Source organism: Erwinia sp. AC075, assembly GCF_979253995.1.
Window position 1 is genome coordinate 1,288,827 of sequence record NZ_CEEDEU010000001.1, and the last position, 14,371, is coordinate 1,303,197.

General features: G+C 55.2%; 12 protein-coding genes. 5 read left to right on the forward strand and 7 right to left on the reverse strand.

Annotated features, from left to right (window positions below):
• Positions 1–14: 14 nt before the first annotated feature.
• From AC0IXH_RS06115 to AC0IXH_RS06125, 3 genes are all read right to left on the reverse strand, one after another.
• Entirely contained in the window at positions 15–1,487 is a 1,473-nt protein-coding gene (locus AC0IXH_RS06115; RefSeq protein ID WP_134824171.1) for a pyridoxal phosphate-dependent decarboxylase family protein, read from the reverse strand.
• Between the two features lie 14 nt (positions 1,488–1,501).
• On the reverse strand, positions 1,502–2,887 hold the full coding sequence (locus AC0IXH_RS06120; protein ID WP_013202226.1) for a diaminobutyrate--2-oxoglutarate transaminase: 1,386 nt from the start codon (positions 2,885–2,887) through the stop codon (positions 1,502–1,504).
• A gap of 321 nt (positions 2,888–3,208) precedes the next feature.
• Positions 3,209–4,330: a Fic family protein gene (locus tag AC0IXH_RS06125; protein ID WP_471720176.1), complete on the reverse strand. Its 1,122-nt coding sequence runs from the start codon at positions 4,328–4,330 to the stop codon at positions 3,209–3,211.
• Between the two features lie 428 nt (positions 4,331–4,758).
• Here AC0IXH_RS06125 and AC0IXH_RS06130 point away from each other — a divergent pair, with 428 nt between their 5' ends.
• Positions 4,759–5,700: a beta-1,6-N-acetylglucosaminyltransferase gene (locus tag AC0IXH_RS06130; protein WP_241199503.1), complete on the forward strand. Its 942-nt coding sequence runs from the start codon at positions 4,759–4,761 to the stop codon at positions 5,698–5,700.
• A gap of 75 nt (positions 5,701–5,775) precedes the next feature.
• Here AC0IXH_RS06130 and AC0IXH_RS06135 read toward each other — a convergent pair whose 3' ends face one another.
• Positions 5,776–6,375 carry a pentapeptide repeat-containing protein gene (locus AC0IXH_RS06135; protein ID WP_013202223.1) on the reverse strand — a complete coding sequence of 200 codons (600 nt, stop codon included), beginning with the start codon at positions 6,373–6,375 and terminating at the stop codon, positions 5,776–5,778.
• A 58-nt stretch (positions 6,376–6,433) separates the two neighbouring features.
• Here AC0IXH_RS06135 and AC0IXH_RS06140 point away from each other — a divergent pair, with 58 nt between their 5' ends.
• A complete protein-coding gene (locus AC0IXH_RS06140) occupies positions 6,434–6,853 on the forward strand; it encodes a GNAT family N-acetyltransferase (protein ID WP_013202222.1) in 420 nt (139 codons plus the stop codon).
• On the opposite strand, the gene AC0IXH_RS06145 is transcribed toward AC0IXH_RS06140, so the two are convergent.
• From AC0IXH_RS06145 to AC0IXH_RS06155, 3 genes are all read right to left on the reverse strand, one after another.
• Positions 6,850–8,151: a glycoside hydrolase family 10-like protein gene (locus AC0IXH_RS06145; RefSeq protein ID WP_471721124.1), complete on the reverse strand. Its 1,302-nt coding sequence runs from the start codon at positions 8,149–8,151 to the stop codon at positions 6,850–6,852. The two genes, AC0IXH_RS06140 and AC0IXH_RS06145, sit on opposite strands and share 4 nt — an antisense overlap.
• Positions 8,152–8,268: 117 nt before the next feature.
• On the reverse strand, positions 8,269–8,673 hold the full coding sequence (locus tag AC0IXH_RS06150) for a GFA family protein (RefSeq protein WP_134824167.1): 405 nt from the start codon (positions 8,671–8,673) through the stop codon (positions 8,269–8,271).
• A 23-nt stretch (positions 8,674–8,696) separates the two neighbouring features.
• Positions 8,697–9,731 (reverse strand): substrate-binding domain-containing protein, encoded by a 1,035-nt coding sequence (locus tag AC0IXH_RS06155; protein ID WP_206401119.1) that lies wholly within the window; start codon positions 9,729–9,731, stop codon positions 8,697–8,699.
• Between the two features lie 218 nt (positions 9,732–9,949).
• Between AC0IXH_RS06155 and AC0IXH_RS06160 the strand changes: the two genes are divergently transcribed.
• From AC0IXH_RS06160 to AC0IXH_RS06170, 3 genes are all read left to right on the forward strand, one after another.
• On the forward strand, positions 9,950–10,978 hold the full coding sequence (locus tag AC0IXH_RS06160) for an ABC transporter substrate-binding protein (RefSeq protein ID WP_471720177.1): 1,029 nt from the start codon (positions 9,950–9,952) through the stop codon (positions 10,976–10,978).
• Positions 10,979–11,073: 95 nt separating this feature from the next.
• Complete coding sequence (locus AC0IXH_RS06165) at positions 11,074–13,308, forward strand: ABC transporter permease (RefSeq protein WP_471720178.1); 2,235 nt, start codon at positions 11,074–11,076, stop codon at positions 13,306–13,308.
• Positions 13,305–14,366, forward strand: a complete 1,062-nt coding sequence (locus AC0IXH_RS06170; protein ID WP_471720179.1) for an ABC transporter ATP-binding protein — start codon at positions 13,305–13,307, stop codon at positions 14,364–14,366. Before AC0IXH_RS06165 ends, AC0IXH_RS06170 begins: the two co-directional genes overlap by 4 nt.
• The last annotated feature ends 5 nt before the right edge of the window (positions 14,367–14,371 follow it).

A 14,371-nucleotide genomic window follows, 5' to 3' on the forward strand; every position in this document is an offset into this window, starting at 1 on the left:
TTAATGCTGCGAAATTACGCGGCGATTAACGTCTGTGCCGTGCTCTCAACCAGCGCCAGCAGGATTTTGATGTCCTCAAGCGTTACGGTCGGGTTCAGCAAGGTCATTTTCAGACAGGTGACGCCATTCGACTCGGTCACACCGACGTTGGCGCGGCCTGAATCCAGCAGCGCATCACCAATCTTCTGGTTCAGCAGCGCAATGGCCGCATCCGTGGCGAACGCAGACTGCTGCGGACGATAACGGAACAGCACGCTTGCCAGCTGTGGCTTCATCACCAGCTCCAGCGCAGGCTGCTCAGCAACGTAGCTTGCCACCTGTTGCGCCAGCGTCACGCCGTGATCGATGATCTCCGCGTACTGCTTCTGTCCTAATGCTTCCAGACCCATCCACAGTTTCAGCGCATCGAAACGGCGGGTGGTTTGCAGCGATTTGGACACCAGATTTGGCACGCCCTGAGCTTCATCGAACTCGGAGTTCAGGTAAGCCGCCTGATAGCGCATCAGCTCATAGTGACGCGCCTCTTTCAGCAGGAAGGCGCCGCAGCTGATGGTCTGGAAGAACTGCTTGTGGAAGTCCAGGGTAATGGAATCCACCAGCTCAATGCCGTCCAGATAATCGCGATACTTCTCAGACAGCAGCAGCGCACCGCCCCAGGCCGCATCAACGTGCACCCAGATCTGCTCTTCAGCGGCAAGCTTCGCAATCGCGCGCAGCGGATCGATAGCACCGGCATCGGTGGTGCCAGCGGTGGCGACAATCGCCAGCACCTGCTCACCGTTGGCTTTCGCCGCCGCCAGCTTCTCAGTTAAATCGGCCAAATCCATACGGGCAAATTCGTCGGTTTTCACCAGGGTAACGGACTGATAACCCAGACCCAGCAACGCCATGTTCTTCTGCACCGAGAAGTGCGCATGCTCAGAACAGAACACTTTGATCTTCTTCAGGTTGCCAACCAGGCCATCCTGCTGAATTGAGTGTCCCTGACGGGCAAAGAAGGCATCACGCGCCAGCATCAGGCCCATCAGATTGCTCTGGGTACCGCCGCTGGTGAACACGCCCGCATCGCCAGCCTGATAGCCAACCTGAGTACGCAGCCATTCAATCAGCTTCATCTCGATGATGGTGGCTGACGGGCTTTGATCCCAGGAGTCCATGCTCTGGTTGGTGGCATTGATCAAGACTTCCGCCGCCTGGCTCACCACCAGGCTCGGGCAGTGCAGGTGCGCCACACACTGTGGGTGATGCACCGACAGGCTGTCTTTTAAGAAGAACTCAATCGCACGCTCAATAGCGGCCTGGTTACCCAGGCCCTGAGGATTAAAATCCAGCGTAATGCGTTCGCGAAGCTCAGCAACAGTTTTCCCCTGATACATCTCAGGTTGTTGCAGCCATTGCACAACGGCCTGGCTGCTCTGCTCGATCGCCTGCTTATATGCTTCTGTGCTCTGCGCAGAAGCCGCCAGAATAGGGTTTAATCCGGACATCAACTTCACTCCACTCAGACGGGTTTTACGCCAGCAGCTAACAGGGCGTTTTCAAATTTATCCAGGAACACGGTCAGCTCTTCCTGAGAAATCAACAGGGAAGGCAGCAGACGCAGCACGCAACCGTTACGCCCGCCGCGCTCCAGGATCAGACCCGCCTGGAAGCATTTCTTCTGCAGCAGTGCAGAAAGTTCCGGATCGGCAGGGTAGCAACCCATATGATCCTGTGCTTCGCCTGGCTTCACGATCTCAATACCGATCATCAGGCCCAGACCGCGAATGTTACCGATCACCGGGAAACGTTTCTGCATCTCAGCCAGCTGGCCTTTCAGCCATTCGCCCTGTGCAGCCACTTTCCCGGCAATGTTGTTTTCGGTCAGGTGCTTCAGCGTGGTCAGGCCGGTCGCCATCGCCAGCTGGTTGCCACGGAAGGTGCCGGTGTGGTGACCCGGTTCCCAGGCATCAAATTCTTTCTTAATACCGAGCACCGCCAGTGGCAGACCGCCACCCACAGCTTTAGACATCACGATGATGTCTGGCTCAATACCCGCGTGTTCGAAGGCGAACAGCTTGCCGGTACGGCAGAAGCCAGCCTGAACTTCATCGATGATCAGCAGGATGCCGTGCTCTTTGGTGACTTTACGGATGCGCTGCAACCACTCAGCCGGCGCCGGGTTAACGCCGCCTTCGCCCTGAACGGCTTCGAGGATCACCGCCGCAGGTTTGCGCACGCCGCTTTCCACGTCGTTGATCAGGTTTTCGAAGTAGTAGGTCAACGCTTTCACGCCAGCTTCACCGCCAATACCCAGCGGGCAGCGGTAGAGGTGCGGATACGGCATAAACTGCACTTCAGGCATCATGCCGTTGACGGCTTCTTTCGGCGACAGGTTACCTGTTACCGCCAGCGCGCCATGGGTCATGCCGTGATAGCCGCCGGAGAAGCTGATCACGCCAGTACGACCGGTGTGTTTTTTCGCCAGTTTCAACGCCGCTTCGACGGCATCCGCGCCAGAAGGGCCGGTGAACTGCAGGCAGTACTCTTTACCCTGACCAGGCAGTAAAGAGAGAAGATAAGCAGAGAACTCATCTTTTAATGGCGTGGTCAGGTCCAGTGTATGTAACGGCAAGCCGCTGGTAATGACACTTTGTATGCTTTGCAGGACGTCAGGGTGGTTGTGGCCAAGAGCCAGGGTTCCCGCGCCAGCCAGGCAGTCAAGATAGTGATTATTCTCAACGTCGGTAATCCAGACGCCCTGTGCTTTTGCTATAGCAAACGGCAACTTGCGTGGATAACTCCTGACATTTGATTCAAATTCAGCTTGTCTCGCCAAATAGGTTTCATTGTTTGCATGTGAAGACTTTGCACCTAAAGTATCAATACGGACTTTATCCGTCATCATATCTCTCCTACAACCGGGGGCATCGTTGGCACCCTGATTGAAACTGGTTAAAAAAGTAGCGACTCTGTATAAAAGCGCGCCCAATATAGGGCTTTTCCCCCCCGAGCTCAATGATTAATTTTGTTAAGATTTGTTTACTATTTTTCTTTATGAATCATACCGTTGCAGTGTCCTTTTACTGTGTGTGGTTATCATACAAATGTGACGTTTTTGTTAAACAGCACAAAAGGGAGTTTGAGACCGGCTGAGAAGAGGGTTGTTTAAGCATAAAGCGGCCAAAAGATACGCAAACGCTTACCTCGCGTAACATGTGTTTAACGTTCATTTATTCACTAACACCTGATAACGGGTGCTGCGTCCGCCGCCCGGCAGTTTTTCAATGCAGCCTTTGTCCAGCAGGTCCGCTAAATGGCGGGTTGCGGTGGCCTTACTGACTTTGGCCACCTTTTGGTACTGTCTGGCGCTGATGCCCGCTTCAAAGCCCTGATCGCCGCCATCCAGCAGGCGGTTCAGCACTTTAATTTGTTCCTTGCTTAGCGCGTCATGGTGATGGCGCTGCCAGAAGCGGGCTTTGATCTGCGTGCGCTCAACGCTGTTAATGGCTTCGCGGATACTTTCCTGCAACGTGTCCAGAAACCAGCTGAGCCAGTCGGTGATATCCAGGCCGCCTTTCTGCGTCTGTTCCAGTATCTGGTAATAACTTGCGCGCCTTGCCAGGATTGCCGGTGACATGGCATACAGCCGGATGGTCTGGCTGTCCGCCTGCGATAACGCCAGGTCGGTTAATGCGCGGGTGATACGTCCGTTGCCATCATCAAAGGGATGCAGGGTGATAAACCACAGATGGCTGATGGCCGCACGCAGCAGAGGATCCAGCAGCGCATCTTTCTCACTGGCAATAAACCAGTCAATAAACTCGGCCAGTTGCGCTTCCAGCCCCTCGCGAGGCGGGGCGATAAAGTGGATCACCGGTTTATCGATACGTCCGGACACCACCTGCATCGGCTCATTGCCGCGTAATTTGCCCACCCCAAGCGAATGGATGGAAAGCCCCTCCTGCGGGAAGATCCACTGATGCCACTGACACAGGCGCTCGACGCTCAGCAGATGCTGCCGGTTATCGATGGCATCCAGCATCATCGCCGCCAGGCCTTCAGAACGATCGGAAACCGGCCAGGGATGCTCTTCCGTTACGCCCAGCCGGCGTGCCAGCGACGACCGCACCGACTGCACATTGATCGGCTCTTCTTCAATGGCGGAAGAGGAGAGGATATTGGCCAGCAGAGTATCAAGGGTTTGCACTTCATCATCGGGCAGCATTCCCGCGCGCCCGAGCAACAGCCCACGTTGCTGCTGAATATCGCGCAGACGTGGCAATAATGCCGCCTCATCCCAGCGAAAGTGGGGCCAGTCCGGCTGTTGCCAAATCCAATCTGAAGTCATATTTTTGCCCGCCTTAATCAAGTGGTGAGCCGATTAATCTGACTATTCGGCTCACTGGATGAGCCGAATATAGCAAACAATCGGCTCACGGGCGAATGTGACCACACTTCCAAACACCCAAGAGAGAGCGACGCCAACGGTGCAAAAGCCGGCAACGACACGGCTGGCATTCGCTGGCCGGTTTGGTCTGACTGAGAAGAATAAATATCGTTAAGAGGGGTTGAAATGGAAGGGAGATAATTTTTAATTGCCCGTTAAAATTTAAGCCTCTCATTGTTTACGTATTCAACTGGTTAGACCTTTTTTGTTGCTGAGTTTTTGTCATTAATCGGCAAGTTTGAAAAGTATAAAAATGAAACGGCAGTAAGCGTGTTATACTCGATCTATTACCACTTTCTCTCATTTGGTTTTAACGAAGATCCCTTCGTTTGTTACCTCATTATTTCCATGAGGATTATTTTATAATAATCAAGAAAGGAAATTCAATGATCGCTTATTTTATTCTTGCACACCGTTACCCTCACCAGTTTAAACGTCTGTTTAAATCTATCTATCATGCGGACAATCATTACCTGATCCATATCGATAAAGGTGCAGAGGCTGAAACGGTTGATGACATCACCCTGTTTTTAAAAGACTATGACAATGCGTCGATATTAGAAAGCAAAGATGCGATCTGGGGCGGCTATAGTCTGGTGGATGCAGCATTACGCGGCATTAAAAAACTGGTCAATATGGACGTTAAATGGGAATATTTTATCAACCTCAGCGGGCAGGACTTCCCGTTAAAAAGTCAGGCAGAGATACTGAGCTTCCTGAATCTGCATAAAGGCGTTGAATTTATTAAGGTTGCCGATCAGGCCAAAATCCGTCCGGAAACCCTGCACCGCATTAAAGACTATGTGCAGGAAGTGGGGGATAAATTAGAAATCGATCCGCTTGCCAACCGGATGTTTTTAAAAGGTGTGACGCCCTATATTGGCAATCAATGGATGATCCTCAGCCGGGCATTCTGTGAGTTCATTACCTACAGTCCTGAACTGAAAAAGTTTGAAGACTTCTACCGAAATACGCTGATCGCAGATGAAGGTTTTTTCCAGACGGTATTGATGAATACCACCTTTAAATCAGTGATCGTCTCCGACGATAAACGTGAAATTGACTGGGTCGCCAGTGACGATATTAAGCTGCGTCCGCGTGATTTTGTCCGAAAAGATTCAGTGGTTTTGCTTAACAGTAAAAATCTATTCGCTAGAAAGTTCGATGAACAGGTCGATAGCGCCATTCTGGGTATCCTAGAAGACAGCCTGACCAGCCTGCCGGTAAAAGAAAGAAGTGCCGCAACAGCTAAATTCCATCTGGTTAATTAGTTAATCGTGTAACCTAAATCGGCTTTACGTCATCTGGTGTTTCTTTATTCATCAACCAGATGACGAATATTCTGTTTAATCGACTAATTCAATCCCCAATCCTGCCAGCAAATTCACCGCTTCCAGCCGCGAAAATTTCGCCCGCGCGACGGTATTGTGCATCACGTCGATGGTGAAGTTCCACGAGTCGGTAAAATCCGCCGCCCGCAGATTGGTGTTGTTAAATAAACTGCCTGCCAGGTCGCAGCCGGTGATCGTTGCGTTGGCCAAATCACACTCGCGGAAGTCCACCTCATGCAGCTTGCACTCGTCCAGCCTCAAACCATTTAACTTCAATCCCTGAAACGACGCGTTGGTTAACAGGCATTGAGTAAACTGCAGCTCAGGATCGAGATTGAAGGTTGGCCACTGCGCGCGCGTCCAGTCTATGCCGCTCAGCTTGCACTCATTGAACGCCACCTCATAAAACGTCGACCAGCTGATGCCCGTCACGCTGAGGTTACAGTGGTTGAAGGTACATTGGGTGAACTTACAGCGGGTCAGTTGCGCCGAGGTAAAGTTGCAGTTATTGAACACGCACTCTTCAAATCGCGCGCTTTCCAGACTGGCTGAAATAAGATCCAGCTTATCGAAGGTTTGCTGAAAATAGTCTTGATTGCTGACCGGATGTTCCATGATGATGCTCCTTGAGTCTTGATACTATCGATCGCCATCATCAGCAGGAGAGTCTGGCATGTCAGAGGCAGAGATCGGCTACAAAATTAATGAACCTATCACCGAAACGCAGTTTATCAACTTACTGAAAGAGACCTCGCTTGGCGAGAGAAGGCCAATTGCCGATCGGGATCGCATCGCCGATATGCTGAAACACAGCAACCTGCTGGTGACCGCCTGGATTGGCGACCGGCTGGTGGGCGTGGCGCGATCGCTGACCGATTTCAGCTTTTGTTGCTATCTGTCCGACCTCGCGGTGTCCGAGACGGTGCAAAAGTCCGGGCTGGGTAAAAAGCTGATATCAGTCACCGCCGCGCAGCTTCATCCAAAATGCCGCGTTATCCTGCTGGCCGCGCCGCTGGCGGTGGAATACTACCCAAAAATCGGTTTTGAACAGCATCCCAGCGCCTGGAATTTATTGGCCGAACAGGTTGATTAGCGTCCCCAGCGTGAGCGCAGATAATCGACCGCTTTCTGCGTCTGCGGTTGATTAAGGTAGTTCTCCCTGAAGAGGATCGTGCCGTCAATCTGCGGCACGGCATCGTTCAGATCGAGCTGCTTTTTCAACTCGGGCACGCCGCCTTCAATCATCCAGTCCGGCTCCATCTTCGACGGTTCGCCAATTTTATACAGCGCCACGCCGATATAGAGTTTGGTCGGGGTGTTTTTCACCACGTTCGCCCACCAGTTTGCCAGCACATCATAGCGCGCCGCATCGCGCGCGAAAGGCCAGTACAGCTGCGGCGCAATATAATCCAGCAGGCCCTGTTGCACCCAGCGACGCGTATCGGCATAGGATTCGTCATAGGCGGCGGCTCCACGAGTCGCTGAACCAGCCGGATCGTGCGAAATATTCCGCCAGACGCCGGCCGGGCTGACACCAAACTGCACATCCGGTTTCAGCTGCTTAATGGTGCGCGACACCTGCTCGATCAGCAGCTGGGTGTTATGTCGGCGCCAGTCCGCTTTTGAGGCAAACCCCTGACCATAGCGGCTGTAGGTTTGATTGTCGTTCAGGGCAGAGCCGGGCGATTCGGTGTAGAAGTAATCATCAAACTGCACGCCGTCTATCGGGTAACGGGCAACCACTTCGGAGACGATGCTGGTGATCCAGTCCCGCGCTTCCGGAATGCCCGGATCGAGGACAAAGCGATCGCCTGAGGTACGGATCCAGTCGGGATGCAGCACAAACACGCTGGCGGGATGTAGCGACACGGTGCGGTTTAACTCGGCAACCGTCGACGCTTTGGTGTTGACCGACACGCGATAGGGGTTAAACCAGGCATGCACCTTAATGCCGCGCTTGTGCGCTTCATCGAGCATAAACTGCAGTGGATCGTAACCCGGATCCTGGCCAATTTTGCCGGTCAGCATATCTGACCACGGCAGGATTTTGGAGGGCCACAGCGCGGTGGCATCCGGTTTAACCTGGAAGAAGACGGTATTGATGCCGAGGCTTTTCAGCTTATCCAGCTTGTCCTTCAGCGCCTGTTGCTGCTGGCTGATACGCAGCGCCGCACTGCTAACGTTCACCGACGAGACCGGTGGCCAGTCCAGCCGCGAAACGGTGGTCAGCCAGACGCCGCGCATCGGCTGCGCGGTAAGTGACGGTGTCACAGGGACCGGTTGCTTAGTCACCGGTGGAAAGGGCGTTACCAGCGATTTGGGTGGCTGTGAGGCGCAGCTGGCAAGCAGCAACGCGGTGCCAACCAGCGCCAGCGCGCTGAATTTTTTCAGATTGGTGGCCGGGAAAAAGCGGCGAGAAAGGGCGATGATAGCCTCCGTGCTGACGTAAAAAGTTGCGGTATCTTACCCTAATCAGGCGTCTCAGAGACACCTGATTACCGACGGTGATTACTTCGGTGTGTAAGAGATATAACCGGCGATGCCGCCCGCGCCGCCGTCTTTGGGGTGATTAAGGCCATCGGAGACCGGGACCGGGGAAAAGTCGAAAGGCGTAACGCCCTCAATGCAGGCGACGTTAATGCCGTAAAATTCCGGATTCGAACGCCGTTGGTGGAAGGTATAGACACCGCAGGTTTTGCAGAAGAAATGCGCGGCTTCGCCTGAATTAAAGCGGTACTCGGTCAGCATATCCTGCCCGTTGATCACCTCAACCCGTTTACCCATCGCCATCACCGCGCCACGCTTCGCGCACAGGGAACAGTTGCAGCGAAGCACGCCGTTAAAGCCATCAATAAGCTCGACGTTAAACACGACGGAACCACAATGGCACTGTGCTGACTTAATGTCTGACATGACGACCTCTGAATAGTGTTGGTTTATCCCCCACGGACCGAGCCACGCCACACCACGCTGGCTTCATACAGGCATTTGTCGCTGGGCCGATCGACGCGAGGATCCAGTTCATGGCTGCTTTTTTCCTGAGCAACCAGCCACTGTACCGCCTCGCGGGAAAAGGTTTCCATCGGCGGGGCGAAGGTGGTGAGGTTGTAGGATGACCAGCCGCTTTGCGCAATATTGTCGTAGCCCACGATACACAAATCTTCCGGGATGCGTAAGCTGAAACGAGTTCGCGCTTCGTCCATAAAACCACAGGCCACCAGATCGGTAACGCAAAATACCGCATCGGGCCGCTTCTGCCGGGTCAGCAGGCGATGCGCCAGTATCTGTCCGCTTTCATACGAGGTGGTGCCGAAGCGCTCAACGTCCACCGTCAGGCCGGCGCGTTCGGCCGCGCCCAGAAAATCTGTTTCTCGTTTCATCAGGCTGGGGGTACCGGCCAGCGAATTGGCAAAGGCCAGATGGCGACAGCCTGCGCGCACAAAGGCGCTGATGGCGGTATCGGCCGCCTTGCGGGAATCCAGGTTGATGCTTAGCGAACCGGGCAGGGATTCGTCACGGTTAATCAGAATCAGGTGCTGACCGTGCTGATAGCAAAGCTGAGTGATGCCGCTGTCCGGCATGCCTGAAAGAATAATCGAGGCATCGGCGCGGAAGTTGATCGCCTGCTGCAGGGCCGCCGAGACGCTGTTATCGGAAAGATCGGTGTTAATGATCATCGCTACCTTGCCGGCTTCCTGCAAAAAATGCGTCAGCCAACTGACCAGGCTGGCACGGTAGGGCGTGGCGACATCGGAGACGATCAGGCACACGATGCCGCTGCGGTTACTGACCAGGCTACGGGCCAGATGATTAACGTGATAGCCCAGCTCTTCTGCCGCTTTCATCACCCGGTTGCGGGTACTTTCAGACACGCTGGCACCCGGTGTAAAGGTGCGCGACACCGCCGATCGGGACACGCCGGCACGCTGCGCGACGTCATACGCATTAATCCCCGTTTTACCCTGGCTCACATTTTCTCTCCTGCTGGCAACCACACCTGAATGACTATTCCACCTTTTGCACAAGTGTGCAAAATAATGCGCCGTGATTATGTTGCAATTTTGTGACACTGCCAGTCAATTCGGCACCAAGGTGATTGACGGGCGAAATTATGTACTCTATTACTTTGCACACATGTGCAAGATGCTTGTTTTATCAGCAACACAAATAACAATCAAGGAGAATACCCATGCGTCACACCTTGTTGATCACTGCCCTGACACTTTGCGGATCCAGCCTGCCGCTTATGGCCAGCGCCGCCGGGAACCTCAATATGATCTGTTCAGCGGATGTGGTGGTCTGCGAACAAATGACCGACATCTTCAGCAAATCGCATCCGGACATTAAAGTCAGCATGGTCCGGCTCTCCGCCGGAGAAGCCTATGCCCGTTTACGCAGCGAAGCGCGTAACCCGCGCACCGACATCTGGTGGGCAGGCACCGGCGATCCGCATATGCAGGCCGCATCAGAAGGGCTGACCCAGGTGTACAAATCGCCGCTGTTGCCGCAGCAGCAAGACTGGGCACAGAAGCAGGCCGAGATTTCCGGTTATCGCACCGTTGGCATCTACGCCGGTGCGCTGGGCTGGGGCTATAACACCAAGCTACTCGCCGAGAAGAAGATCAAAGCGCCAGCCTGTTGGGCGGACCTGCTTGACCCGGCCTTCAAGGGCGAAATCCAAATCGCTAACCCGAATTCCTCCGGCACCGCCTATAACGCCTTAGCCACGCTGGTGCAGATCATGGGGGAAGATAAGGCATTCGATTACCTGAAAAAGCTCAATGCCAATATCTCGCAGTACACCAAATCCGGCTCTGCGCCGGTGAAAGCGGCGGCGCGCGGTGAAACCACCGTCGGCATCGTCTTTATGCATGATTCGGTGGCGATGGAAGTCGATGGCTTCCCGGTGAAAACGGTCGCGCCTTGTGAAGGCACCGGCTACGAGATTGGGTCGATGTCGATTGTGAAGGGCGCACGCAACCTGGCCAGTGCCAAGGTCTGGTATGACTGGGCGTTGAGCGCAGAAGCCCAGTCGCATATGAAAGAAGCCAAATCCTTCCAGCTGCCGTCCAATACCAAAGCTGAAATCTCTGAATACGCGCCGCGCTTCGAAAATATCAAACTGATTGATTACGATTTCAAAACCTATGGCGATACCGCGAAGCGCAAAGCGCTGCTGGGCCGTTGGGATAAAGAAATCGGCGCAAGCGCTCAGTAATCTCGCACTGCCGGGATCGCCCGGTAGCTTTACCGAACAGCGGTGGCTCACGCCTGACGTCCGCTTCAGCCTGCCCGTTCAGGTCGAGGTGTTGTATGAATACAAATAACCGGCGGTTAGTCGGCGCGCTGGGTCTGGGCGCGGTCGCATTAACGCTGCTGCCCTGGTACAGCCTGGAAGCGGGGTTCTTCCAGTTCTCCTGGCTCACCACGCTGTGGGGCGATGAGGCGACCGCGCCTGGCCTGTGGCAGATGCTGTCCCATTTGCATCCGTGGTTGATGGCGATCGTCAGTTTGTTTGGGCTGGCGGCACTCAGTGGCTTAATCAAACACAGCGGCACGCGGAGTGCCTTATTACTGGCGGTCAGCGCGCTGGGCATCGTGTTTATGGTGGTTGAAGGCCACGCGATTGGCTACAGCGGCTGGAACTGGGTGTGGCTGGAAAATATCTTCGGGCCGCTGGCACAGGGCCAACCCGCGTTTGGCGCCGGCGCAATTCTGATGCTTACCACCTTTCTGCTGCTGTTCTCCTTTGCGCTGGCAGAGCGTGGAGTGTTGAAAGGCGATGCCTTTGTGGTCGCGTCGATTGTGATGCTGGTCGCGCTGGTCAGCACCTTTGTGCTGTATCCGGTGCTGAGCCTGTTTGTCGCATCGGTGCAGGATGTCGACGGTAGCTTTAAGCCGGACGGACTGATTAGCAATATTCAGGACCCGGCCATCTGGAGCCTGTCCTGCCTGACCGGCGGAAGTTGCGGCACCGCCTGGCGCACGCTGATGCTGGCGCTGATGACCGCCACCGGATCAACGTTGCTGGGACTGGCTTTTGCGCTGGCGGTATCGCGTACCGGCTTGCCGTGTAAAAAAGCGCTGCGGATGCTGACCATCCTGCCAATCATCACGCCGCCGTTTGTGATCGGGCTGGCCCTGATCCTGCTGTTTGGCCGTTCGGGTGTGGTCACCACGCAGCTCGCCGCGCTGTTTGGCATTGAACCGGGACGTTGGCTGTATGGCATGACCGGCATCTGGATTGCCCAGGTACTGTCGTTTACGCCGGTGGCCTTTATGGTGTTGATTGGCGTGGTGGAAGGCATCAGCCCGTCACTGGAAGAAGCATCTCAAACGTTGCGCGGCAACCGCTGGCACACCTTTTCGCGGGTTTCGCTGCCGTTAATGGCGCCGGGACTGGCCAACGCCTTCCTGATCAGCTTTATCGAAAGCATGGCGGATTTCGGCAACCCGATGGTGCTGGGCGGCAGTCACGGCGTGCTTTCTACCGAGATTTTCTTCTCGGTGGTCGGTGCGCAGAACGATCCGAGCCGGGCAGCGGTGCTGGCAATGATCCTGCTGTGCTTTACCTTATGCGCCTTTATAATTCAACGCGTGTGGCTCTCCGGTAAAAGCTTCGCCACCGTGACCGGCAAGGGGGATGGCGGCCGCCATGCGCAGTTACCGAAACCGATGCGGCTTGGCGTGTATGGGTTGGTGATCCCGTGGGGACTGTTCACCCTGGTGATCTACGGCATGATTATGATCGGCGGTTTCGTGCAGTCGTGGGGACTGAACAATAACCTGACGCTGGAACATTATATTCGCGCCTTTAGCATCACGCTGCAGGATGGGCATCTGCTGTGGACCGGCGTCGCCTGGAACTCGTTCTGGACCACGCTGGAAATCTCGCTGATCGCCGCACCTCTGACGGCCATCGTCGGCCTGTTAACCGCCTGGCTGATCGTCCGGCAGAAGTTTGCCGGTCGTCAGGCGTTTGAGTTTGCGCTAATGCTGAGTTTTGCCATTCCCGGCACGGTGATCGGCGTCAGCTATGTGATGGCCTACAACCTGCCGCCGCTGGAAATCACCGGCACCGCGTTGATCCTGATCGTCTGCTTTGTTTTCCGCAATATGCCGGTCGGCGTGCGCGGGGGTATCGCGGCGATGAGTCAGCTCGACCAGAGTCTTGATGAAGCCTCCTTAACCCTTGGAGCCAACAGCTTCCGCACGTTGAGAAAAGTGGTGCTGCCGTTGTTGAAACCGGCGATCAGCGCCGCGCTGGTGTATGCCTTTGTCCGGGCGATCACCTCAATCAGTGCGGTGATTTTCCTGGTCAGCGCGCAGTACAACATGGCGACCTCGTACATTGTTGGGCTGGTCGAAAACGGCGAGTACGGTGTGGCCATCGCCTATTCTTCGGTGCTGATCGTCGTGATGCTGGCGATCATTGCCGTATTCCAGTTGCTGGTCGGCGAACGTCGCCTGGGCCGGGCAAGTAAAACCACCCAGGTGGCGACGATAGCACCGTCTGCCGCTGCCTTAACCCAGGAGAATGCCGTATGAGCGCGTTAAAAGCCGGAACCGTTGTGTTTGAACATGTCTCAAAGCGCTTTGCCGGATTCACCGCCGTTCCCGACCTGTCGCTGACGGTTGAGGCGGGCACGCTGGTGACGCTGCTGGGGCCTTCGGGCTGCGGCAAAACCACCACGCTGCGTTTACTGGCCGGACTGGAACATCCCACGTCCGGCACCATTCGCATCAGCGGCAAAGATGTGACCAATCTGCCGGCCAATGAGCGTGACGTGGCGATGGTGTTTCAGTCCTACGCGCTGTTCCCGCATATGTCGGCTCTGCACAACGTGATGTACGGCTTGCAGGCCGGCGGCATGAACAAGAAGGAGTCGCAGGATCGCGCCAGAGAAGGGCTGAAGATGATCGGTCTGGAGCATCAGGGCAACCGGCTGCCTTCGGAACTCTCCGGCGGACAGCAGCAGCGTATTGCCGTTGCTCGCGCGCTGGTACTGGAACCGCAGGTGCTGCTGCTGGATGAGCCGCTGTCTAACCTCGATGAACGCCTGCGCCGTCGGGTGCGGACGGATATCCGCGATCTGCAACAGCGCCTGGGCTTCACCGCCGTGTATGTCACCCACGATCAGGAAGAGGCGCTGGCCGTTTCCGATAAAATCATCGTGATGCAGGAGGGGAATATTGCCCAGCAGGGTGCGCCGGAAACCCTGTACCGCTCGCCGAACTCGGTGTTTATCGCCGATTTTATGGGTGAAGCGAACATCCTGCCGTGTGAAGTTGAAACATTGGAAGGGGATAATGCCCTGATCCGCCTCGGCAGCCAGCGTTATCGGGTGCAGGGGAACGGCGCGCAACCGGGTAAGGCTCAGCTCTCGGTGCGTCCGCAGTTCATCACCGTCTGCCCGTCTGGCGAAGGCGCGCTCGACGGTGAAATTATGCATACCACCTGGCTTGGCGATCATATTGAATATGAAGTGAAAACTGACCTTGGCGCGCTGTTTATCGTTGATACGCAGATGGAACAGCGGCTGCCGCCTAATGCTCGGGTGAAGCTGGATTTTAAACCGCAAGGCCTGGCGCTGATTGCCCCTTAACCCTG